The sequence below is a fragment of the Salmonella sp. JXY0409-18 genome (genome assembly GCF_020268625.1).
Taxonomy (GTDB): Bacteria; Pseudomonadota; Gammaproteobacteria; order Enterobacterales; family Enterobacteriaceae; genus Salmonella; species Salmonella enterica.
In genome coordinates, this window is the sequence record NZ_CP084216.1 from 1,543,178 (window position 1) to 1,567,406 (window position 24,229).

At 54.9% G+C, this 24,229-nt stretch carries 19 protein-coding genes; 16 read left to right on the top strand and 3 right to left on the bottom strand.

Going from position 1 to position 24,229, the window contains the following annotated elements; translation table 11 throughout:
• Positions 1-242 precede the first annotated feature (242 nt).
• Together gyrA and rcsC are read left to right on the top strand one after the other, a co-directional pair.
• Positions 243-2,879 carry a DNA topoisomerase (ATP-hydrolyzing) subunit A gene (gene gyrA, locus LDB27_RS07255; protein WP_001281271.1) on the top strand — a complete coding sequence of 879 codons (2,637 nt, stop codon included), beginning with the start codon at positions 243-245 and terminating at the stop codon, positions 2,877-2,879.
• 117 nt (positions 2,880-2,996) lie between these two features.
• Positions 2,997-5,843 (top strand): two-component system sensor histidine kinase RcsC, encoded by a 2,847-nt coding sequence (gene rcsC / locus LDB27_RS07260; RefSeq protein ID WP_000876070.1) that lies wholly within the window; start codon positions 2,997-2,999, stop codon positions 5,841-5,843.
• A 103-nt stretch (positions 5,844-5,946) separates the two neighbouring features.
• On the opposite strand, the gene rcsB is transcribed toward rcsC, so the two are convergent.
• Entirely contained in the window at positions 5,947-6,597 is a 651-nt protein-coding gene (gene rcsB / locus LDB27_RS07265; protein WP_001061919.1) for a response regulator transcription factor RcsB, read from the bottom strand.
• A 16-nt stretch (positions 6,598-6,613) separates the two neighbouring features.
• Positions 6,614-9,283 (bottom strand): phosphotransferase RcsD, encoded by a 2,670-nt coding sequence (gene rcsD / locus LDB27_RS07270; protein ID WP_000083205.1) that lies wholly within the window; start codon positions 9,281-9,283, stop codon positions 6,614-6,616.
• A 727-nt stretch (positions 9,284-10,010) separates the two neighbouring features.
• Between rcsD and LDB27_RS07275 the strand changes: the two genes are divergently transcribed.
• The 5 genes from LDB27_RS07275 to LDB27_RS07295 all read left to right on the top strand — a co-directional run bounded on the left by LDB27_RS07275 (position 10,011) and on the right by LDB27_RS07295 (position 15,828).
• Positions 10,011-11,147 (top strand): porin OmpC, encoded by a 1,137-nt coding sequence (locus LDB27_RS07275; protein ID WP_000865520.1) that lies wholly within the window; start codon positions 10,011-10,013, stop codon positions 11,145-11,147.
• Positions 11,148-11,261: 114 nt separating this feature from the next.
• On the top strand, positions 11,262-12,314 hold the full coding sequence (gene apbE, locus LDB27_RS07280) for an FAD:protein FMN transferase ApbE (protein ID WP_058111721.1): 1,053 nt from the start codon (positions 11,262-11,264) through the stop codon (positions 12,312-12,314).
• A gap of 80 nt (positions 12,315-12,394) precedes the next feature.
• Positions 12,395-13,456 (top strand): bifunctional DNA-binding transcriptional regulator/O6-methylguanine-DNA methyltransferase Ada, encoded by a 1,062-nt coding sequence (gene ada / locus LDB27_RS07285; RefSeq protein WP_000975979.1) that lies wholly within the window; start codon positions 12,395-12,397, stop codon positions 13,454-13,456.
• A gap of 2 nt (positions 13,457-13,458) precedes the next feature.
• The gene (gene alkB / locus LDB27_RS07290; RefSeq protein ID WP_000884989.1) at positions 13,459-14,109 is read left to right on the top strand and encodes a DNA oxidative demethylase AlkB; all 651 of its coding nucleotides are present in this window, start codon (positions 13,459-13,461) and stop codon (positions 14,107-14,109) included.
• Positions 14,110-14,184: 75 nt separating this feature from the next.
• Positions 14,185-15,828, top strand: coding sequence for a multidrug ABC transporter permease/ATP-binding protein (locus LDB27_RS07295; RefSeq protein WP_000421589.1), 1,644 nt, complete (start codon positions 14,185-14,187; stop codon positions 15,826-15,828).
• Positions 15,829-16,019: 191 nt separating this feature from the next.
• On the opposite strand, the gene eco is transcribed toward LDB27_RS07295, so the two are convergent.
• Complete coding sequence (gene eco, locus LDB27_RS07300; protein WP_001550295.1) at positions 16,020-16,514, bottom strand: serine protease inhibitor ecotin; 495 nt, start codon at positions 16,512-16,514, stop codon at positions 16,020-16,022.
• A 413-nt stretch (positions 16,515-16,927) separates the two neighbouring features.
• On the opposite strand from eco, the gene napF reads away from it, so the two are divergent.
• The 9 genes from napF (at position 16,928) to ccmB (ending at position 24,184) form a co-directional block, all read left to right on the top strand.
• Positions 16,928-17,419 (top strand): ferredoxin-type protein NapF, encoded by a 492-nt coding sequence (gene napF / locus LDB27_RS07305; RefSeq protein ID WP_000228070.1) that lies wholly within the window; start codon positions 16,928-16,930, stop codon positions 17,417-17,419.
• Positions 17,409-17,672: a chaperone NapD gene (gene napD / locus LDB27_RS07310; protein ID WP_001260058.1), complete on the top strand. Its 264-nt coding sequence runs from the start codon at positions 17,409-17,411 to the stop codon at positions 17,670-17,672. Before napF ends, napD begins: the two co-directional genes overlap by 11 nt.
• Positions 17,669-20,155, top strand: a complete 2,487-nt coding sequence (gene napA / locus LDB27_RS07315) for a nitrate reductase catalytic subunit NapA (protein WP_023213595.1) — start codon at positions 17,669-17,671, stop codon at positions 20,153-20,155. The genes napD and napA overlap by 4 nt, the downstream gene beginning before the upstream one ends.
• A 6-nt stretch (positions 20,156-20,161) precedes the next feature.
• Positions 20,162-20,857, top strand: a complete 696-nt coding sequence (gene napG / locus LDB27_RS07320; RefSeq protein ID WP_000091679.1) for a ferredoxin-type protein NapG — start codon at positions 20,162-20,164, stop codon at positions 20,855-20,857.
• Positions 20,844-21,713, top strand: a complete 870-nt coding sequence (napH, locus tag LDB27_RS07325; RefSeq protein ID WP_000013536.1) for a quinol dehydrogenase ferredoxin subunit NapH — start codon at positions 20,844-20,846, stop codon at positions 21,711-21,713. Before napG ends, napH begins: the two co-directional genes overlap by 14 nt.
• A 115-nt stretch (positions 21,714-21,828) precedes the next feature.
• Entirely contained in the window at positions 21,829-22,278 is a 450-nt protein-coding gene (napB, locus tag LDB27_RS07330) for a nitrate reductase cytochrome c-type subunit (protein ID WP_000835182.1), read from the top strand.
• 9 nt (positions 22,279-22,287) lie between these two features.
• Positions 22,288-22,890: a cytochrome c-type protein NapC gene (gene napC, locus LDB27_RS07335; protein ID WP_000431778.1), complete on the top strand. Its 603-nt coding sequence runs from the start codon at positions 22,288-22,290 to the stop codon at positions 22,888-22,890.
• Positions 22,891-22,910: 20 nt separating this feature from the next.
• Positions 22,911-23,528, top strand: coding sequence for a cytochrome c biogenesis heme-transporting ATPase CcmA (gene ccmA, locus LDB27_RS07340; protein WP_000888549.1), 618 nt, complete (start codon positions 22,911-22,913; stop codon positions 23,526-23,528).
• On the top strand, positions 23,525-24,184 hold the full coding sequence (ccmB, locus tag LDB27_RS07345; protein ID WP_000990028.1) for a heme exporter protein CcmB: 660 nt from the start codon (positions 23,525-23,527) through the stop codon (positions 24,182-24,184). The genes ccmA and ccmB overlap by 4 nt, the downstream gene beginning before the upstream one ends.
• Positions 24,185-24,229: the final 45 nt, after the last annotated feature.

The window sequence follows — 24,229 nt, forward strand, 5'->3', positions numbered from 1 at the left end:
GTATGACGGGTATACACGGGAGGTATTGATTTTCTAACCTCTTCCTGGCCAGGCCCCGATCTCCCCTGTGTCGCCTCTGAAGCCGATCGCCAATAAACGCCGAGACCACGCTTATAAATGAAGAGAGCATGCGGCACCCGAATAAAGCATTGTCTGGCTGCATTCCGTTTACCAGTACGTGGGCGAATGTGTTATAATTTGCGACCTTTGAATCCGGGATACAGTAGAGGGATAGCGGTTAGATGAGCGACCTTGCGAGAGAAATTACACCGGTCAACATTGAGGAAGAGCTGAAGAGCTCCTATCTGGATTATGCGATGTCGGTCATTGTTGGCCGTGCGCTGCCGGATGTCCGAGATGGCCTGAAGCCGGTACACCGTCGCGTACTTTACGCCATGAACGTATTGGGCAATGACTGGAACAAAGCCTATAAAAAATCTGCCCGTGTCGTTGGTGACGTAATCGGTAAATACCATCCCCACGGCGATTCCGCAGTGTATGACACCATCGTTCGTATGGCGCAGCCATTCTCGCTGCGTTACATGCTGGTGGATGGTCAGGGTAACTTCGGTTCTATTGACGGCGACTCCGCGGCGGCAATGCGTTATACGGAGATCCGTCTGGCGAAAATCGCCCACGAACTGATGGCCGATCTCGAAAAAGAGACGGTGGATTTCGTGGATAACTATGACGGTACGGAAAAAATTCCGGACGTCATGCCGACCAAAATTCCGAATCTGCTGGTGAACGGTTCTTCCGGTATCGCAGTAGGTATGGCGACGAATATCCCGCCGCACAACCTGACGGAAGTGATTAACGGCTGCCTGGCGTATATCGACAACGAAGACATCAGCATTGAAGGGCTGATGGAACATATTCCGGGTCCGGACTTCCCGACCGCCGCGATCATCAACGGTCGTCGTGGTATCGAAGAAGCCTACCGTACCGGTCGTGGCAAAGTGTACATCCGCGCCCGCGCGGAAGTTGAAGCTGACGCCAAAACGGGCCGTGAAACCATCATCGTCCATGAAATTCCCTATCAGGTGAACAAAGCGCGCCTGATCGAGAAAATCGCCGAGCTGGTGAAAGATAAACGCGTGGAAGGCATCAGCGCGCTGCGTGACGAATCCGACAAAGACGGTATGCGCATCGTGATTGAAGTAAAACGCGATGCGGTGGGCGAGGTGGTGCTTAATAATCTCTACTCCCAGACCCAGCTACAGGTTTCCTTCGGTATTAACATGGTGGCGCTGCATCACGGCCAGCCGAAGATCATGAACCTGAAAGACATCATTTCAGCGTTCGTGCGCCACCGCCGTGAAGTGGTGACGCGTCGGACTATTTTTGAACTGCGTAAAGCCCGTGACCGCGCGCATATCCTTGAAGCTCTGGCGATTGCGCTAGCTAACATCGACCCGATTATCGAACTGATTCGCCGCGCGCCAACGCCGGCAGAAGCGAAAGCGGCGCTGATTTCGCGTCCGTGGGATCTGGGTAACGTTGCTGCGATGCTGGAGCGCGCCGGTGATGACGCCGCGCGTCCGGAATGGCTGGAGCCAGAATTTGGCGTGCGTGACGGTCAGTACTACCTGACTGAACAGCAGGCGCAGGCGATTCTGGATCTGCGTTTGCAGAAACTGACCGGCCTGGAGCATGAAAAACTGCTCGACGAATACAAAGAGTTGCTGGAGCAGATTGCTGAACTGCTGCACATTCTGGGCAGCGCCGATCGCCTGATGGAAGTGATTCGCGAAGAGATGGAGTTAATTCGCGATCAGTTCGGCGATGAGCGTCGTACCGAAATCACCGCCAACAGCGCCGATATTAATATCGAAGATCTGATTAGCCAGGAAGATGTTGTCGTGACGCTGTCTCACCAGGGTTACGTCAAGTATCAACCGCTGACGGATTACGAAGCGCAACGTCGTGGTGGGAAAGGTAAATCTGCCGCGCGTATTAAAGAAGAAGACTTTATCGACCGCCTGCTGGTGGCCAACACCCATGACACCATCCTCTGCTTCTCCAGCCGGGGCCGTCTGTACTGGATGAAGGTCTATCAGTTGCCGGAAGCCAGCCGTGGCGCGCGCGGTCGTCCGATCGTCAACCTGCTGCCGCTGGAAGCGAACGAACGTATCACCGCGATTCTGCCGGTTCGTGAGTACGAAGAGGGCGTCAACGTCTTTATGGCGACCGCCAGCGGTACCGTGAAGAAAACGGCGCTGACCGAATTCAGCCGTCCGCGTTCCGCCGGTATTATCGCGGTGAACCTCAACGACGGCGACGAGCTGATTGGCGTTGACCTGACTTCTGGTTCTGACGAAGTCATGCTGTTCTCGGCCGCGGGTAAAGTGGTGCGCTTCAAAGAAGACGCCGTCCGTGCGATGGGGCGTACCGCGACCGGTGTGCGCGGTATTAAGCTGGCGGGAGACGATAAAGTCGTCTCTCTGATCATCCCACGCGGCGAAGGCGCTATTCTGACCGTAACGCAAAACGGCTACGGGAAGCGTACCGCAGCGGACGAGTACCCGACCAAGTCTCGCGCGACGCAGGGCGTTATCTCTATCAAAGTGACCGAGCGCAACGGTTCCGTTGTTGGCGCGGTACAGGTGGACGATTGCGACCAGATCATGATGATCACGGATGCCGGTACTCTGGTGCGTACCCGTGTGTCCGAGATCAGCGTAGTGGGACGTAATACCCAGGGCGTTATCCTTATCCGCACGGCGGAAGATGAAAACGTGGTGGGTCTGCAACGCGTTGCTGAACCGGTAGATGACGAAGAACTCGACGCTATCGACGGCAGCGTGGCGGAAGGGGATGAGGATATCGCCCCGGAAGCGGAAAGCGATGACGACGTTGCGGATGACGCTGACGAGTAATGTTATTGCTGTGCGAGGGCCGGATATCCGGCCCTTTTTCTTTGCCGTTGCGGGCTACGTCATTTACCGCTACCTTAGTCACACTCTATTTACATCCTGAGGCGGAGCTTCGCCCCTTTGAAATACCTTGCTTCCTTTCGAACTACGCTGAAAGTCTCGCGCTACTTATTCAGAGCGTTAGCGTTACTCATTTGGCTCTTAATCGCCTTTGTTTCGGTGTTTTACATCGTCAATGCCCTGCACCAGCGGGAATCTGAAATTCGTCAGGAGTTCAACCTTAGCTCCGATCAGGCGCAGCGTTTTATCCAGCGCACATCGGATGTGATGAAAGAGCTCAAATATATTGCCGAGAACCGTTTAACGGCGGAAAACGGCGTTATGTCGTCGCGTGCGCGTGATGACAAAATGGTGGTGCCGGACTTTGAACCGCTATTCGCCGACTCAGACTGTGCGGCGATGGGCTCCGCCTGGCGCGGATCGCTGGAGTCGCTGGCCTGGTTTATGCGTTACTGGCGCGACAACTTTTCAGCAGCGTATGATCTTAACCGCGTTTTCCTGATTGGCAGCGATAACCTCTGTATGGCGAATTTCGGCCTGCGTGAAATGCCCGTGGAGCGCGATGATGCGTTAAAAGCGTTACATGAGCGGATTATGAAATACCGCAACGCGCCGCAAGAAGAAAGTGGGAATAACCTTTTCTGGATAAGCCAGGGCGCGCGTCAGGGCGTGGGCTACTTTTATGCGCTGACGCCGGTGTATCTGGCCAACCGTCTGCAGGCGCTGCTGGGCGTCGAGCAGTCCATCCGTATGGAAAATTTTTTCACGCCGGGCAGTTTGCCGATGGGCGTCACCATTATTGATGAGAACGGCCATTCGCTGATTTCGTTGGCCGGTCCTGACGGCATTATTAAAGCGGAGCCGCGCTGGATGCAGGAGCGCTCCTGGTTTGGTTATACGCCAGGTTTTCGCGAACTGGTACTCAAAAAAAGCCTGCCGCCATCCTCGCTCAGTATTGTCTATTCTGTGCCTGTAGATTTAGTCCTGGAGCGTATTCGTATTCTTATCCTGAACGCTATCCTGCTGAACGTGCTGGTGGGCGCAGGGCTGTTTACGCTTGCGCGGATGTATGAGCGGCGAATTTTTATTCCGGCGGAGAGCGATGCCCAGCGTCTGGAAGAGCATGAACAGTTCAACCGTAAAATCGTCGCCTCCGCGCCGGTGGGGATCTGTATTCTGCGCACTATTGATGGCGTCAATATTCTGAGTAACGAACTGGCGCACACCTACCTGAACATGCTCACGCATGAAGACAGACAGCGCCTGACGCAAATCATTTGCGGCCAGCAGGTCAACTTTGTTGATGTATTGACCAGCAATAATACCAATTTGCAAATTAGCTTCGTCCATTCCCGCTATCGTAATGAAAACGTCGCGATTTGCGTGTTGGTAGATGTGAGTACGCGCGTCAAAATGGAAGAGTCGCTGCAGGAGATGGCGCAGGCGGCGGAACAGGCAAGCCAGTCTAAATCCATGTTCCTTGCAACGGTCAGCCATGAGTTGCGCACACCGCTGTACGGTATCATCGGCAATCTCGATCTGCTGCAAACCAAAGAGTTGCCAAAAGGCGTGGATCGTCTGGTCACGGCGATGAATAACTCCTCCAGTCTGTTGCTGAAAATTATCAGCGACATTCTCGACTTCTCGAAAATTGAGTCGGAACAGCTAAAGATTGAGCCGCGCGAATTTTCACCGCGAGAGGTGATGAACCATATCACCGCCAATTATCTGCCGCTGGTGGTGCGTAAGCAGCTCGGCCTGTATTGTTTTATTGAGCCTGACGTGCCGGTATCGCTGAACGGCGACCCGATGCGTTTACAGCAGGTCATTTCAAACCTGTTGAGCAACGCCATTAAGTTTACCGATATTGGCTGCATCGTGCTGCATGTGCGCTGTGATGGGGATTATCTCAGCATTCGCGTGCGGGATACCGGGGTTGGTATTCCGGCAAAAGAGGTGGTTCGCCTGTTCGATCCCTTCTTCCAGGTGGGAACCGGCGTACAGCGTAACTTTCAGGGGACCGGTCTGGGGCTGGCGATTTGCGAAAAATTGATCAGCATGATGGACGGCGATATTTCCGTCGATTCGGAGCCTGGCATGGGAAGCCAGTTTACGCTGCGCATCCCGCTTTATGGCGCGCAATACCCTGTGAAAAAGAGCGTGGAAGGACTCGCCGGAACCTGCTGTTGGCTGGCGGTGCGCAATACTTCTTTGTGCCAGTTTATTGAGACCAGTCTGGCGCGTAGCGGCGTTCATACGCAGCGTTATGAAGGGCAAGAACCCGCTGCTGACGATATTTTGATTGTCGATGACGCGCTGGAGCATACCTGGCAGGGGAGGGCGGCGGTCGTCTTTTGCCGCCGTCATATCGGGATTCCGTTGGAAAGAGCGCCGGGCGAGTGGGTGCATAGTGTGGCGTCGGTGCATGAGTTGCCCGCGCTGTTGGCGCGTATCTATAGTATTGAGCTGGATAGTGAAGCGCTTTCCAGCGCATTGCCGACGACGGATAAAACCGCAGATTCAAATGACGATATGATGATTCTGGTCGTTGACGATCATCCTATCAATCGCCGCTTGCTGGCCGATCAATTGGGATCGCTGGGGTATCAATGTAAGACAGCCAATGATGGCGTGGACGCTCTGAATGTGCTGAGTAAAAATGCTATCGATATTGTTCTGAGCGATGTGAACATGCCGAACATGGACGGCTACCGCCTGACGCAGCGTATCCGTCAGCTTGGGCTGACGCTGCCGGTCGTCGGCGTGACGGCGAACGCGCTGGCGGAAGAGAAACAACGTTGCCTGGAGTCCGGTATGGACAGCTGTTTGTCGAAGCCTGTGACGCTGGACGTGTTGAAACAGACGCTGGCGGTGTATGCCGAGCGGGTACGTAAAACGCGGGCATAAAAAATGCCGGATGGCGGCATCGCCTGATCCGGCCTGCAAAAGATGAGTCGACTGGTAGGCCTGATAAGCGTAGCGCCATCAGGCTGGGTAACATAAAAGCGATTTATTCTTTGTCTGTCGGACTCAGGGTGACGGAAGAGAGATAGTTGAGCAGCGCGATATCATTCTCTACGCCCAGTTTCATCATCGCCGATTTCTTCTGGCTGCTGATGGTCTTAATGCTGCGGTTGAGCTTCTTGGCGATTTCGGTGACCAGGAAGCCCTCGGCGAACAGGCGTAATACTTCGCTCTCTTTTGGCGACAGGCGCTTGTCGCCGTAACCGCCTGCGCTGATTTTCTCCAGCAGACGAGAAACGCTTTCTGGGGTGAATTTTTTGCCTTTTTGCAGCGCGGCCAGCGCCTTAGGCAGATCGGTTGGCGCACCCTGCTTGAGTACGATCCCTTCAATATCAAGATCCAACACGGCGCTCAGGATCGCCGGATTGTTGTTCATGGTCAGAACGATAATAGACAGGCTCGGAAAATGACGCTTGATGTACTTGATCAAGGTGATCCCGTCGCCGTATTTATCTCCCGGCATGGAGAGGTCAGTGATCAACACATGCGCATCTAATTTCGGCAGGTTGTTGATCAATGCTGTGGAATCTTCAAATTCGCCGACAACATTCACCCACTCGATTTGTTCAAGTGATTTGCGAATACCGAACAGTACAATCGGGTGGTCATCGGCAATAATTACGTTCATATTGTTCATGTATTGGGCTACCTTGCTACAGCAAGCTTTTGACGTAGGCGTCAATGTCGCTGATATATTTTTCTATACCTGGAGCATCTTTCTCACGAATCAGATGTTCCAGCGTTTCACATAACTGCTTGCCGGGTACCAGATTAAGCATGGCAAACACCCCTTTCAGGCGGTGGGCCGTTTGGGCCAGCGCAGCGAAATCGCTGGTTGCCGCCTCAGTATACAACCTCTTAACATCATCCGGTACTGTGTCTACAAATAGCGCATAATAGCCGCTGGCATGAAGCTCGGCATTTTCATCTCCGCCGAGCGGGGAGGCGGGAATCTCTTCCTGCGCCAGCTGCTCTTCGATAAGTTGTAGTACAGCTTCCTGCATAGCATTGCTCATATTAAAGTTGACGCGCAACTGACCCGGGCCAATTTTCCGCACGCCTGACTCATCATCGCTTAAAAGCAAGCCCGAGGCAGTAAGATTAGACGGATTATCCGTTAAAAAGAGATCATATTCTTGACTTATCTGCCTTTCATCCGGCGTGATGCAGGTGGCGCCCCAGTTTTCTAACTGACGCAGCACAATCGCGCGAACCTCGTTGGACGTCACATCGACCATCACGCTCACGTCGTCCAGCAGGCGCTCTTCGACCTGGGTATGCTGATCGTGAGGAAGCATTTTTACATGAACGGTATAGCGCGTGCCCAGCGTTTCCCGCGCTTTAATGTTGAGATGACCGCCCAGTTTGCGCGCCAGTTGATTGCACAGCCAGAAGGTGAGCGGATTCGCTTTGCCGTAACGGTCGCCCTGCGTTTCATTCATATACGGGAAATGCAGATTATCAATCTCGTTTAACGTTACGCCTTCGCCCGTATCCAGAATACGGAAAGTCAGACGCTCCGCGATAGATTCATCTTGCTCGACTTCAAGCGTAATTTTACCCATAGCGGTCGTCGTGACGGCATACTGAATCAACAGCAGCAAAATCCGGCGCAGGGCGTCGCGATCGCCCCAGCGTTCATCGTTGCCGCTAAGATGGTTATTAATCAGCAGTTGCAGCCCTTTACGCTTAATGGCGGGCAGCACTTCCGGCACGACTTCGTCAATAAGATCCTGCAGGGAGAACAGCGTTGCTTCGCTCTTCCATGCGTCATTTTCCAGCATATTCGCCAGTTGGATTTCATCGATCATACGTACCAATACATCCGCCTGATCCGCCAGTTTCAGGCTTTCCGGCGTGGTGACTGCCGCGGCGTTAACCGCCAGTTGGCGTACGGGCTCTTTAAGCGTGTTGCTGATATTTTGCATAAAGGCGGCACGGCCCTGCTGATTCTTCTCATACAAACGCTGCGCCTGTTTAAGCTTCTTATTCACCAGCACTTCCCGGTCCTGATCGCGGATAATAAAGATCTGCGTGCGGGGGGCGATCTGGCTGCGAAACAGACGGATCTCATACAGTTCGTTATTAATTGTCGCCTGAATCACGCCCTGATGCTGTTCCGCCATGCTGGTAATATTTTGCAGGTTAAGATGCGGCAACAGATGATCGGCGATTTTATTGCTGATCACGGTGCGGTTTCCTTCCTGATCGTAGACCAGCAGACCCAGCGGCAGCAGAGAAACGATCTCTTCATTAATGGCGCGTAAGACGCGAAGCTCGTTATTCGCCGCGTTGCCAGATGTCGATTCCGTCGTCCGTCCCGGCTGATGACGGAACGTAGCGTAGCCAAATAACGCCAACGCCAGCAGCCCGATGTTCAGCAGTAAAGGCAGCAGAATATTTTGCAACGTATCAAGCAAAAGCGTACCGAACGGTACCTGCCAGATCAGGCGCATTCCGGTAGAGTTAAGCGCTGAGGAGATCTCAATTTTTGAACCGTTAAAGCTAATCGTGACGCTATCAGGCGCTTCCTTTTCACTGCTTCGCCCCGTCGCCTGGGTTGCGTCAGGCTCTATCCGAAAACTGTCCAGCGGCATTCCTGGTGGGATTAAATCATTAATGGGCAGATCAAACGCCACCACGGTCGCCAGATGTCCTGGCTGATTGAAGGTCGTGCGCAGCGTAAAATAGTGACCGTTTTGCCAGGCCAGTTTTCGCAATGAGGAGAAACTTTCGCGCTCATCCAGCGCATTTGCCTGTTGCAACATCTCTGCCCGGCGGGAATCGACGATATTGCCAATAGTGGACTCTTTAAAGCCGGAAGAGAGATCTTTCAACGGTAGGGTAGAGATAAGAATCAGGCTGTTATCCTGTCCGTTGAGGTAATACATTGACCACGGCACGTTTTCCGCGCCCCACAGCGTATCCAGATAGGTTGACATACGCTGCGTCATTTCCAGCGTGGCGCTGTCATGGGAACCGAAAATCAGCGCTTCAGTTTTACGTCGCGGCTTTTCAAGATAATACACATCCTGCTTCAGACGCGTTTCCTGAAGTCCTTCACCTGTCGATGGCGTAGTGGTCGCGGCGATGTTGTCATAAATTTGCCAGGTAACATACCGCCAGGTATCCACGCGTTTATGAATAGCGTGGGTGATATCGACAATTTGATAGCTTTTGTCTTTCAACCAGGCGTTGACGGCGCTCTGTACCATAACGCCCATCGTTACCAGCAGCACAATGATCAGCAATAAGAAGAAACGGGTAATGCTTCCCGGTAGAAGGGAGAATCGGGTAGAGACCGTTGTGTCAGACTGACTCATTTATGTTTACGACCTGTAAAAGCAACGCTGAAGGTGAAGGGCAGTATAAAGGGTAATGAATGAATTTCCAGACTCTTACGTCATGCCGGGCAACTTAACACGCGCTCCGTCGGCGGGACGGAAAAAGCGTACAACCTTCGCAGAACGGCACAAATATAAAGACTACTTATAAATGTTTAGCACTAAATATCAAGAAATTATTTGCTAATGTCTTACGAACGGTAGAGCTGCGAGAGTAGTGAATAACCGTGATAGTTTTAGGCAGGTAGCATAAATCTGCCGGGTGTGTCTGAAAAAGGGTAAAAAAAACCGAATGCGAAGCATCCGGTTGAAATAGGGGTAAACAGACATTCAGAAGTGAATGACGGTAATAAATAAAGTTAATGATGATAGCGGTCACTATTTTAGTTGCGAATGAAGATTCTGTTTTATCATTCAGTGCTATGAATTTCATCAATTTAACCCATTGATTTTAAAAGTCTCGTGAATATATTTTGTCTATTTGTGCTTATTTTTACTTGATTTTTGCTTTAAAAAAGTTCCGTAAAATTCATATTTTGAAACATCTATGTAGATAACTGTAACATCTTAAAAGTTTTAGTATCATATTCGTGTTGGATTATTCTGTATTTTTGCGGAGAATGGACTTGCCGACTGGTTAATGAGGGTTAACCAGTAAGCAGTGGCATAAAAAAGCAATAAAGGCATATAACAGAGGGTTAATAACATGAAAGTTAAAGTACTGTCCCTCCTGGTACCAGCTCTGCTGGTGGCAGGCGCAGCGAATGCGGCTGAAATTTATAATAAAGACGGCAACAAATTAGACCTGTTTGGTAAAGTTGATGGCCTGCACTACTTCTCTGACGACAAAGGCAGCGACGGCGACCAGACCTACATGCGTATCGGCTTCAAAGGCGAAACGCAGGTTAACGATCAGCTGACCGGTTATGGCCAGTGGGAATATCAGATTCAGGGCAACCAGACTGAAGGCAGCAACGACTCCTGGACGCGTGTGGCGTTTGCGGGTCTGAAATTCGCTGACGCAGGTTCCTTCGATTATGGTCGTAACTACGGCGTAACCTATGACGTGACCTCCTGGACCGACGTTCTGCCGGAGTTCGGCGGCGACACCTACGGCGCTGACAACTTTATGCAGCAACGTGGTAACGGCTATGCCACTTACCGTAACACCGACTTCTTCGGCCTGGTGGATGGTCTGGACTTCGCGTTACAGTATCAGGGCAAAAACGGCAGCGTGAGCGGTGAAAACACCAACGGTCGCAGCCTGCTGAACCAGAACGGCGACGGTTACGGCGGATCGCTGACTTATGCAATCGGCGAAGGCTTCTCTGTCGGTGGCGCTATCACCACGTCTAAACGTACTGCCGATCAGAACAACACCGCTGACGCTCGCCTGTATGGTAACGGCGATCGCGCTACGGTCTACACCGGCGGCCTGAAATACGATGCGAACAACATCTATCTGGCAGCGCAGTATTCTCAGACCTATAACGCAACCCGTTTTGGTACCTCTAACGGCAACAATAAGTCCGACTCTTACGGTTTTGCCAACAAAGCGCAGAACTTTGAAGTGGTTGCTCAGTACCAGTTCGACTTTGGTCTGCGTCCGTCTGTGGCTTACCTGCAGTCTAAAGGTAAGGACATCAGCAACGGCTACGGCGCCAGCTATGGCGACCAGGACATCGTAAAATACGTTGATGTCGGCGCGACTTACTACTTCAACAAAAACATGTCCACCTATGTTGATTACAAAATCAACCTGCTGGATAAAAACGACTTTACCCGCGATGCGGGCATCAACACCGACGACATCGTAGCGCTGGGTCTGGTTTACCAGTTCTAATCAGCAAAAGATGTTGCTAAAGGGCCTGCGGGCCCTTTTTTCATGCCTTATTCCGGCGTACAAATACGACGTTTTGATATACGCTTGCGTCCATTCGAATGAGGATAAACAGCGATGAAAATGACTTTTTGCCGGGCCGTGTGTCTGACGGCGGCTTTTTTACTTATGGGCTGCGATGAGGCTCCCGAAACGACAACAGCGTCACCTGCCGCTCAGGTGCTGGAAGGTAAGACGATGGGGACTATCTGGCGGGTGAGCGTGGTTGGCATCGATGCGAAACGCGCCGCAGAGCTACAGACTAAAATCCAGACTCAGCTTGATGCTGATGATTGGTTGCTTTCTACCTATAAAAATGACTCCGCGCTGATGCGTTTTAACCATTCACGCAGTCTTGCGCCCTGGCCGGTCAGCGAAGCCATGGCGGATATCGTGACCTCGGCGCTGCGTATTGGCGCGAAGACGGATGGCGCGATGGATATCACCGTGGGCCCGCTGGTCAATCTGTGGGGGTTTGGACCGGATCGGCAGCCGCTGCATATCCCAACACCAGCACAAATCGATGCGGCAAAAGCGAAAACAGGCCTGCAACATTTGCAGGTTATCGACAGGGCTGGACATCAGTTTTTGCAAAAAGATCTTCCGGATCTTTATGTCGATCTCTCCACGGTCGGGGAGGGCTATGCGGCGGATCATCTGGCGCGTCTGATGGAGCAGGAGGGCATTGCGCGTTATCTGGTCTCGGTGGGCGGCGCATTAAGCAGTCGCGGGATGAATGCGCAAGGGCTGCCGTGGCGCGTCGCGATTCAGAAGCCGACCGACCGGGAAAACGCGGTGCAGGCGATTGTGGATATCAACGGGTATGGCATCAGCACCTCCGGCAGCTACCGGAACTATTATGAGCTGGATGGCAAGCGTGTCTCGCACGTTATCGATCCGCAAACGGGGCGCCCCATTGAACACAACCTGGTATCGGTTACGGTCATTGCGCCAACGGCGCTGGAAGCGGACGGCTGGGATACCGGCCTGATGGTGCTCGGTACGCAAAAGGCGCAAGAGGTCGTGCGGCGGGAAGGGCTGGCGGTCTTTATGATCATGAAAGAAGGTGAGGGCTTTAAAACCTGGATGTCGCCGCAGTTCAAAACGTTCCTGGTGAGCGATAAGAATTAAAACGCAAGATTACGGGTTTTTGTGGGCGGATTTACGGACACACTGCATGTAAGCAAGCACTATGCTTAATGAAGGAGTCTATGATGAAAAAAGCGTTACTTACCGATGATGAATGCTGGCTGCGGGTGCAGGCGCGCGATGCCAGCGCGGATGGGCGTTTCGTTTTTGCGGTGCGAACCACCGGCGTTTTTTGCCGCCCTTCTTGTCGCTCGAAGCGGGCATTACGTAAAAATGTTCGCTTTTTTGCCAACGCGCAGCAGGCGCTGGACGCCGGTTTTCGCCCCTGCAAGCGCTGTCAGCCGGATAATGCGCGCGCGCAGCAACGGCGGTTGGATAAGATTGCCTGCGCCTGCCGTTTACTTGAGCAGGAGACGCCGGTAACGCTGGCGTCTCTGGCGCAGGCGGTGGCGATGAGCCCGTTTCATCTGCACCGTTTGTTTAAAGCGAGCACCGGAATGACGCCGAAAGGGTGGCAGCAGGCGTGGCGCGCCCGGCGGCTGCGTGAGGCGTTGGCGAAAGGAGAGCAGATCACGGCGGCTATTTACCGCGCCGGCTTCCCGGATAGCAGTAGCTACTACCGACATGCCGACCAGACGCTGGGCATGACGGCAAAACAGTTTCGCAAAGGCGGCGATAATGTCTCCGTTCGCTATGCGCTGACGGACTGGGTTTACGGACGGTGCCTGGTGGCGGAGAGCGAGCGGGGGATTTGCGCGATTCTCCCCGGTGATAGCGACGACGCGCTACTGGCTGAATTACACACCCTTTTCCCGGCGGCCCGCCACGAACCTGCTGAAGCGCCTTTTCAGCAACGGGTGCGGCAGGTTGTCGCGGCTATCAACACACGCGATGTGCTGCTCTCGTTGCCGCTGGATATCCAGGGAACCGCGTTTCAACAGCAGGTCTGGCAGGCGTTATGCGCAATTCCCTGCGGCGAAACCGTAAGCTATCAACAGCTTGCCGCGACTATCGGCAAACCCACGGCAGTACGCGCGGTCGCCAGCGCGTGCGGCGCGAATAAACTGGCGATGGTGATCCCGTGTCATCGGGTCGTGCGTCGCGATGGCGCGCTCTCCGGTTATCGTTGGGGCGTGCGTCGAAAAGCGCAGCTATTAAAGCGAGAAGCGCAAAAAGAGGAGTAGCAATGCTGGATCTATTTGCTGATGAAGCGCCCTGGCAAGAGCCCCTGGCGCCTGGCGCGGTGGTGTTGCGCCGCTTTGCGTTTCGCGCGGCGCAGTCGCTATTAGACGATATCGGGTTTGTCGCCAGTCAGTCTCCGTTTCGTCAGATGGTGACGCCGGGCGGCTACACCATGTCGGTGGCGATGACCAACTGCGGCGCGTTAGGGTGGACCACCGATCGTCACGGTTATTGTTATGCCGTGCGCGATCCGTTGACCGATAAACCCTGGCCTGCGCTGCCGTTATCGTTTGCCAGCGTATGTCGTCAGGCGGCAATCGCGGCAGGGTATGCGAGCTTCCAACCGGACGCCTGCCTGATCAATCGCTACGCGCCCGGCGCAAAACTGTCGCTGCATCAGGATAAAGACGAGCCGGATCTGCGCGCGCCTATCGTCTCAGTTTCGTTGGGGGTGCCGGCGATTTTTCAGTTTGGCGGCCTGCGTCGCAGCGATCCGCTCCAGCGGATCTTACTGGAGCATGGCGATATCGTGGTCTGGGGCGGCGAGTCCCGGCTGTTTTATCATGGTATCCAGCCGCTTAAAGCGGGCTTTCATCCCATGACCGGTGAATTTCGTTACAATCTCACCTTCCGTCAGGCGGCTGAAAAAGAATAAAAATAAGAATTATTATTGCTGTGCAGGTGGAGTTAGTTAAACTGCGGGCTGTTATTATCGGTCCGGGTTGTATGCATGGAACTTCTTATTCTTGTCTGGCGGCAGTACCGCTGGCCATTTATTAGCGTGATGGCGCTGAGCCTCGCCAGCGCGGCGCTGGGGATTGGCCTGATCGCGTTTATCAATCAGCGCCTGATTGAAACGGTGGACACCACCGTCATGGTGCTGCCGGAATTTCTCGGTCTGCTCCTGTTGCTAATGGTTGTCACATTAGGTTCCCAACTGGCGCTTACCACTCTGGGACACCATTTCGTTTACCGCCTGCGCAGCGAATTTATCAAGCGCATTCTGGATACGCACGTTGAACGTATTGAGCAACTGGGCAGCGCCTCTTTACTGGCCGGTCTGACCAGCGATATTCGCAATATTACTATCGCCTTTGTGCGTCTGCCTGAGCTGGTACAGGGCATTATCCTCACCGTCGGCTCGGCGGCGTATCTGGCGATGCTATCGACAAAAATGCTGCTGGTTACGGCTATCTGGATGGCGGTCACTATCTGGGGCGGATTTGTGCTGGTGGCGCGGGTTTACCAGCATATGGCGACCCTGCGCGAGACCGAAGATAAGCTGTACAACGACTATCAGACGGTGCTGGAAGGACGCAAAGAGCTGACGCTAAACCGCGAGCGTGCGGAGCAGATTTTTCAGCAATGCTATACCCCGGACGCCAAAGAGTACCGTCATCACATTATCCGTGCCGATACTTTTCACCTGAGCGCCGTCAACTGGTCGAATATCATGATGCTGGGGGCGATAGGCCTGGTCTTCTGGATGGCGAATAGTCTCGGCTGGGCGGATACCAACGTCGCGGCGACCTATTCACTGACGTTGCTGTTCCTGCGCACGCCGCTACTGTCTGCGGTGGGGGCGTTGCCAACGCTACTGACCGCCCAGGTGGCGTTTAATAAACTGAATAAATTCGCGCTCGCCCCGTATAAGCCTGATTTTCCGCAGCCGAAAGCCTTTCCCGACTGGAAGACGCTGGAGCTGCGCAACGTGGTTTTCCACTATCAGGATAACGCGTTTTCCGTGGGGCCCATCAACCTGACGATTCACCGCGGCGAACTGCTGTTTTTAATTGGCGGCAACGGTAGCGGGAAATCGACGCTGGCCATGTTATTGACCGGTTTATACCAGCCGCAATCGGGAACGATTTTACTTGATGGTCAACCTATTGCCGCCGGACAGCCGGAAGATTATCGCAAACTGTTTTCTGCGGTGTTCACCGATGTGTGGTTATTCGACCGCCTGCTGGGGCCGCAGGGGAAACCCGCCAATCCCGCTCTGGTCGAAAAGTGGCTTGAGCACCTGAAAATGACGCACAAGCTGGAGCTAAACGACGGGCGCATTTTGAATCTTAAACTGTCGAAAGGGCAAAAAAAGCGCATTGCGCTGCTGCTGGCGCTGGCGGAAGAGCGCGATATTATTTTGCTGGATGAGTGGGCCGCCGATCAGGACCCGCATTTCCGCCGGGAATTTTATCAGGTACTGTTGCCGTTAATGCAGGAAATGGGCAAAACCATTTTCGCCATCAGCCATGATGATCACTATTTTATTCACGCCGATCGTCTGCTTGAAATGCGTAACGGACAGCTAACCGAACTCACCGGCGACGAACGTGACGCCGCCTCGCGTGATGCGGTTGCGCGTACTGCGTAATGGACTATGGCGCCGGATGAACCACCTGATGGCAACCCTACGTCCGCACGCGGGTAGGCCTGATAAGATGCTACGCGTCGCCACCAGGCATCGGGCGAGCGGGTGTCCAGACGTGTTTTAAAAAGAACCCCGGAGCGCTGCGTGAGCCGGCGTGTTCAGATGCCCGGTAAGTGTGACCGGGCAGCGTAACATTATCGCGCGACGGCGTTCTGTACGTTAGCGTCCGCTTTCCAGATGCGGTATTTCACGTCCACATTCGCTGGGGTATACACCACGATCGGCAGCTTGCTGTTGTAGCGCAGCATCCCGTCTTCACCCAGCCAGGCGGTGACGAATTTTTGCTCTTTCTTACCTTCAGGGCAAGCCATCATGGTTGATACCGGAGAGGTAACGTTATCAAAGACATAATAGTCATAGCCCCAGCCTTCCAGCGTTTTTGTTTCCAGCGTGCCGCCGAGGCGATGCTGGTTACAGTCCACATTCAGCGTTTGGCCAATCAACAGTTCCACTTTGAGGGTAGATTCATCCTGCTGAGGGGTAAGGGTTATCACTTGCCGCTTCATTCCTTTTTCCGCCTGCGGATAGGGGGCGATTTTCTCCAGCGGCTGGGCGGTATCGCTATTGTTAGCCCAGGCAGAGGCGCTGGCGAGGGCGGCGAAGACGACGGCAGGGACAAACATCTTCATTTGATTGTTCACAGTATTTCCTTTCTGCTGTTTTCGGTATGCACGGACAACAGATTAACACATTCATATTATCTATTAATCTGTATTTACTCATATTTTCAAGATTATTAATAAAATAACGTCTTTTTATATAGTGGAATATTCCGATATTGATAATGTAAATGGAATTATCAGCTATTAGTAGTTTTCGTTATATAAATATCTATATAACTCATTGAAATGTGAGAAAAAGCACGTTTACGGGTCTTTACCCGGCACTCTTTTGATCCGGCAACAGCATTTACCTCTATCGGGGTATGCATCTCTTACACATCCTGAAATATCTTATTTACAAAAATAACTACTCATAAATTGTACGGTTTTTATTGGCATTCACTCCCTATGGAAGCGTGTCGTTATGGAAGGGCGATATCATGGTTGATTTATCCCGTCGAAGCATGTTGACCGGCAGTTGGCGCAACGCCAGCAATGGGATTCTTCCGCCGTGGGCCAGAGAAACGACCTATTTTCTCGCACATTGTCTGCGTTGCGACGCCTGCATCCAGGCGTGTGAGGCCGACATCCTGCAGCGAGGGGCGGGGGGATATCCGAGCGTAGATTTCAAACGGGGCGAGTGCAGCTTTTGTTATGCCTGTGCGCAGGCCTGTACCGAATCGCTTTTTCTTCCGCGCCACACCAGGGCCTGGGATCTGGTTTTTACGCTCACGGAAAACTGCCTCGCCAGGCAATCGGTTGAATGCCATCGTTGCCAGGACAGTTGTGAACCTATGGCCATTACCTTTCGTCCCACGTTATCCGGTATTTACCAGCCGCAGCTTGACTCGCAGGCCTGTAACGGATGCGGGGCGTGTGTGGCTATCTGCCCCGTGTCAGCCATCAAAGCGGAGAACCACCATGCGCACTAACTGGCAGGTCTGTAGCCTGGTCGTGCAGGCCAAAAGTCAGAACATCGCCGCCATTGGCACACAGTTGAACACGTTGCCGGGTTGCGAAGTCGCGTTAAGCGACGTTGAAAGCGGGCAACTGATCGTGGTGGCGGAAGCAGATCAGAGTGAAACGCTGATGCAAACAATTGAGTCAGTACGCAATGTTGAGGGCGTACTGGCGGTGTCGCTGGTTTATCACCAGCAGGATGAGCAAGGTGAGGAAACACCATGAAACTCAGTCGTCGTAGCTTTATGAAAGCTAACGCCGTTGCGGCCGCTGCGGCGGCTGCCGGTCTGAGCGTGCCGGGCGTCGCCCGCGCCGTTGTCGGGCAGCAGGAAGCCATCAAATGGGATAAAGCGCCGTGCCGTTTTTGCGGAACGGGTTGCGGTGTGTTGGTGGGAACGCAGCAGGGCCGTGTGGTCGCCTGCCAGGGCGACCCCGACGCGCCGGTCAACCGTGGTCTGAACTGCATTAAAGGCTACTTCCTGCCCAAAATCATGTACGGCAAAGATCGTCTGACGCAGCCGATGCTGCGCATGAAAGACGGCAGCTATCACAAAGACGGCGAGTTTACGCCGGTGAGCTGGGAACAGGCCTTCGATGTGATGGAAGAGAAGTTTAAAACCTCCCTGAAAGAGAAAGGACCAGAAGCGATCGGCATGTTTGGGTCGGGTCAATGGACCATCTGGGAAGGCTATGCCGCCGCGAAACTGTTCAAGGCTGGTTTCCGCTCTAACAACATCGACCCGAACGCGCGTCACTGCATGGCCTCGGCGGTGGTGGGCTTTATGCGCACCTTTGGCATGGATGAACCGATGGGCTGCTACGACGATATCGAGCAGGCCGATGCGTTTGTGCTGTGGGGTTCCAACATGGCGGAGATGCACCCGATTTTATGGTCGCGCATCACTAACCGCCGTTTGTCCGACCCGAATGTGAAAGTCGCTGTCCTCTCCACCTTCCAGCACCGTAGCTTTGAGCTGGCGGACAACGGTATTGTCTTTACCCCGCAAAGCGATCTGGTGATCCTTAACTATATCGCGAATTACATTATTCAGAACAACGCGGTAAATCAGGATTTCTTCACAAAGCATGTGAATCTGCGTAAAGGGGCGACGGATATCGGCTACGGCTTACGCCCGACGCACCCGCTGGAAAAAGCGGCGAAGAATCCGGGCTCCGACGCTTCCGAATCGATGAGCTTCGACGAGTATAAAGCCTTCGTGGCGGAATATACGCTGGACAAGACTGCTGAAATGACCGGCGTGCCGAAAGATCAGCTGGAACAGTTGGCGCAGCTCTACGCCGATCCGAATAAGCGCGTGATCTCTTACTGGACGATGGGTTTTAACCAGCATACCCGCGGCGTGTGGGCGAATAACCTGGTTTACAACCTCCATCTGCTGACCGGAAAAATCTCCCAGCCTGGCTGCGGTCCTTTCTCGCTGACCGGCCAGCCTTCCGCCTGCGGTACGGCGCGTGAAGTGGGAACCTTCTCACACCGTCTGCCCGCAGACATGGTCGTGACGAACGAAAAACACCGTGATATCTGCGAAAAACACTGGCAGATCCCTGCTGGCACTATCCCGGCAAAAGTGGGTTTACACGCGGTGGCGCAGGATCGCGCGTTGAAAGACGGCAAGCTGAACGTCTACTGGGTAATGTGTAATAACAATATGCAGGCCGGGCCGAACATCAATGAAGATCGGATGCCGGGCTGGCGCGATCCGCGTAACTTTATCATTGTCTCCGATCCTTACCCGACGGTGAGCGCGCTGTCTGCGGATCTGATCCTGCCGACCGCCATGTGGGTTGAGAAAGAAGGCGCTTACGGCAACGCCGAACGCCGCACGCAGTTCTGGCGTCAGCAAATTAAAGCGCCGGGCGAAGCTAAATCCGACCTCTGGCAACTGGTGCAGTTCTCCCGTCGTTTTAAAACCGAGGAGGTCTGGCCGGAGGCGTTGCTGGCCCAGAAGCCGGAGCTGCGCGGTAAAACGCTGTATGACGTTCTGTTCGCCACGCCGGCGGTCAGCAAATTCCCGCTGAGCGAGCTGAAAGAGGATCAGTTAAACGATGAGTCTCGTGAACTGGGCTTCTATCTGCAAAAAGGGTTGTTTGAAGAATACGCCTGGTTTGGACGTGGCCACGGGCACGATCTGGCGCCGTTCGACGATTACCACAACGCGCGCGGTCTGCGCTGGCCGGTCGTCGAAGGCAAAGAGACGCAATGGCGTTACAGCGAAGGCAACGACCCGTATGTAAAAGCGGGGGAAGGGTACAAATTCTACGGTAAACCGGATGGCAAAGCGGTGATCTTCGCGCTGCCATTTGAACCCGCGGCGGAGTCGCCGGACAACGAGTACGATCTGTGGCTTTCCACCGGTCGCGTGCTGGAACACTGGCATACCGGCAGTATGACGCGCCGCGTGCCTGAATTGCATCGCGCCTTCCCGGAAGCGGTGGTCTTTATTCACCCGCTGGATGCGAAAGCGCGCGATCTGCGTCGTGGGGATAAGGTTAAAGTGTCGTCCCGCCGCGGCGAAGTGATTTCGATTGTCGAAACGCGTGGACGTAACCGTCCGCCGCAGGGACTGGTGTATATGCCGTTCTTCGATGCCGCTCAGCTAGTGAACAACCTGACGCTGGATGCGACGGACCCGCTCTCTAAAGAGACGGACTTCAAGAAGTGCGCCGTTAAACTGGCGAAGGTGTAACGCGTTATGTCCCGTACAGCGAAACCCCAAAATGGCCGCCGCCGCTTCCTGCGTGATGTTGTGCGCACTGCGGGCGGGCTGGCGGCGGTTGGCGTGGCGCTGGGCTTGCAACAGCAAACCGCGCGCGCAACGGGCGTGCGGCTGCGTCCGCCTGGCGCGCTGAATGAAAATGTCTTCGCCAGCGCCTGTGTGCGCTGCGGGCAGTGCGTTCAGGCGTGTCCATACGACACGCTAAAACTGGCGACGCTGGCCTCCGGGCTATCGGCAGGCACGCCCTATTTCGTCGCTCGCGACATCCCCTGCGAAATGTGTGAAGACATTCCGTGCGCCAAAGTCTGCCCCAGCGGGGCGCTGAATAAAGATATCGCCTCCATTGATGACTCGCGCATGGGGCTGGCGGTGCTGCTGGATCAGGAAAACTGCCTCAACTTTCAGGGGCTGCGCTGCGACGTTTGCTACCGCGAATGCCCGAAAATCGATGAGGCCATCACGCTGGAGCTGGATCGCAACATGCGCACCGGCAAACATGCGCGCTTTCTGCCCACCGTACACAGCGACGCCTGTACCGGCTGCGGCAAATGCGAAAAAGTCTGCGTACTGGAGCAACCAGCGATAAAAGTGTTGCCGTTGTCATTGGCGAAAGGGGAGTTAGGACACCATTACCGCTTCGGCTGGCTGGAGGGGAAAGATGGCAAATCGTAAACGCGACGCCGGGCGAGAAGCGCGGGCGAAAAAAGGCTGGTGGCGTAGCCACCGCTGGCTGGTGTTACGTCGTATCAGCCAGTTTATGGTGCTGGGGATGTTTCTCAGCGGCCCGTGGCTGGGCTTTTGGGTTTTGCATGGCAACTACAGCAGTAGTTTGCTGTTCGATACCCTCCCGTTGACCGATCCGCTGATTACCCTGGAAAGTCTCGCCAGTGGACATCTTCCCGCTACCGTGGCGCTGACGGGAGCAGTGATTATCACTGTGCTGTATGCGCTGGCGGGAAAGCGATTATTTTGCAGTTGGGTTTGCCCGCTAAACCCCGTTACCGATTTGGCTAACTGGATGCGCAGGAAATTTGACCTGAACCAGTCTGCGACGATTCCACGCCATATACGGTACGTCCTTCTGGTGGTGGTGTTAATCGGTTCGGCGTTGACCGGCACGCTGCTGTGGGAATGGATTAATCCCGTGTCGCTGTTAGGCCGTAGTCTGGTTATGGGATTTAGTAGCGGCGCGTTGCTGATTATTGCTTTGTTTTTATTTGATTTATTAGTCGTTGAGCACGGTTGGTGCGGTCATATTTGCCCGATGGGCGCGCTGTATGGCGTGCTGGGCAGTAAAGGCGTAGTGACCGTGACGGCCAAAAAACGTGAGAAATGTAATCGCTGTATGGATTGTTTTCATGTTTGCCCGGAACCGCATGTGCTACGTGCGCCGGTGCTGGATGAGCAAAGCCCGGCGCAGGTCACTCACCGCGACTGCATGACCTGCGGTCGCTGTGTGGATGTCTGTTCTGAGGATGTTTTTACAATAACGATACACAACATCATTCGGGATGCATCGCGGCGGTAAGCGAGGAAATCCCCAGGAGCATAGATAACGATGTGACTGGGATTTTCGAGCGCAGCCAACAAAGAGGCAGCTCGAAGGATGAAGTGTAAATGCGATGGAGTTCGGGAGCGAAACAATGAAAAGCCATGACCTGATGAAAGCGCTGTGTCAATGGATGGCCACGCTTGCCCTGGTGGTAAGTGGTGCGGTTTGGGCGGCAAACGGAGTGGATCTGAGCCAGTCGCCGGAAGTATCCGGGACGCAGGAAGGGGCGATTCGTATGCCGAAAGAGCAGGAACGTATGCCGCTAAATTACGTCAACCAGCCGCCGATGATCCCGCACAGTGTCGAGGGCTACCAGGTGACGACCAATACCAACCGCTGTCTGCAATGCCACGGCGTGGAAAGTTATCGTACGACGGGCGCGCCGCGTATTAGTCCGACGCACTTTATGGACAGCGACGGTAAAGTGTCGGGCAACGTCGCGCCGCGTCGTTATTTCTGCCTGCAGTGCCACGTACCGCAGTCTGATACCGCGCCGATTATCGACAATACCTTTACCCCCTCGCAAGGTTACGGGAAATAAGAGGTCATTATGGAAAATTCTAACCGTAAACCTGGCTGGATAAAGCGCGTCTGGCGATGGTGGCGCAGCCCCAGCCGCCTGGCGCTGGGGACGCTGCTGTTAATCGGTTTTATCGGCGGCATCATCTTCTGGGGCGGCTTCAATACCGGAATGGAAAAGGCTAACACCGAAGAGTTTTGTATTAGCTGCCATGAAATGCGCAACACGGTGTATGAAGAATATATGGAAACCGTCCACTACAACAACCGTAGCGGCGTTCGTGCCACCTGTCCTGACTGCCATGTGCCGCATGAGTGGGGGCCGAAGATGATCCGTAAGATCAAAGCTAGTAAAGAGCTGTACGCGAAGGTATTTGGGCTGATAGATACACCGCAGAAATTTGAAGCTCATCGCCTGACAATGGCACAAAATGAGTGGCGGCGCATGAAAGACAACAACTCGCAGGAATGCCGTAACTGCCACAATTTCGACTTTATGGATCTGACCGCGCAAAAAGGCGTCGCGGCGAAAATGCACGATCAGGCGGTAAAAGATGGACAGACCTGTATCGATTGCCACAAAGGGATCGCGCATAAACTGCCGGATATGCGTGATGTTAAACCAGGTTTCTGACAGGACGTTGATGAGTGGGAATGCTTGAAGCCAGAGATCTGTACTGCGAGCGGGACGAGAGGACGCTGTTCAGCGGGCTGTCGTTCACCGTGGACGCCGGGGAGTGGGTGCAGGTCACCGGCGGCAACGGCGCCGGAAAAACCACCCTGCTGCGCCTACTGACCGGGCTGGCGCGCCCGGACGGCGGGGAGGTGTACTGGCAGGGCGAACCCCTGCGCCGCGTGCGCGACAGCTTCCATTCCGGCCTGCTGTGGATAGGGCACCAGCCGGGGATAAAAACCCGCCTGACGGCGCGGGAGAACCTGCATTTCTTCCACCCCGGCGACGGCGCGCGTCTCCCGGAGGCGCTGGCGCAGGCCGGGCTGGCGGGATTTGAGGACGTGCCGGTCGCCCGGCTTTCGGCCGGGCAGCAGCGCCGGGTGGCGCTGGCCCGCCTGTGGCTGACCCGCGCCGCGCTGTGGGTGCTCGACGAGCCGTTCACCGCCATTGACGTTAACGGCGTGGCGCGCCTCACCCGGCGGATGGCGGCGCACACGGCGCAGGGCGGGATGGTCATTCTCACCACCCACCAGCCGTTGCCGGGGGCCGCGGACACCGTCCGCCGCCTGGCGCTGACCGGCGGGGAGGCTGGGCTGTGATGTGGCGTGTCTTCTGTCTCGAACTGCGCGTGGCGTTCCGCCACGGCGCGGACATCGCCGGCCCGCTGTGGTTCTTCCTGATGGTCATCACCCTGTTTCCGTTAAGCGTCGGGCCGCAGCCGCAGCTGCTGGCGCGTATCGCGCCGGGCATCATCCAGGTGGCGGCGCTGCTGGCCTCGCTGCTGGCGCTGGAGCGGCTGTTTCGCGACGACCTGCAGGACGGCAGCCTGGAGCAGCTGATGCTGCTGCCGGTGCCGCTGCCGGCGGTGGTGCTGGCGAAGGTGCTGGCCCACTGGGCGGTGACCGGCCTGCCGCTGATTATGCTCTCCCCGCTGGTGGCGCTGCTGCTGGGGATGGACGTGTACGGCTGGAAAATCATGGCGCTGACGCTGCTGCTCGGCACGCCGGCGCTGGGGTTTCTCGCCGCGCCGGGCGTTGCGCTGACGGCCGGCCTGCGGCGCGGCGGCGTCCTGCTGGGCATTCTGGTGCTGCCGCTGAGTGTCCCGGTGCTGATTTTCGCCGCCGCGGCGATGGACGCGGCATCGATGCATTTACCCGCTGACGGCTATCTGGCGGTGCTGGGGGCGCTGCTGGCGGGCAGCGCGACGTTAAGCCCGTTCGCCACCGCGGCGGCGCTGCGCCTCAGCGTGCAGTAGCGCTCCGGCGCGACGGACATTTTACTGGTTTCAGGAGGTCAGGTG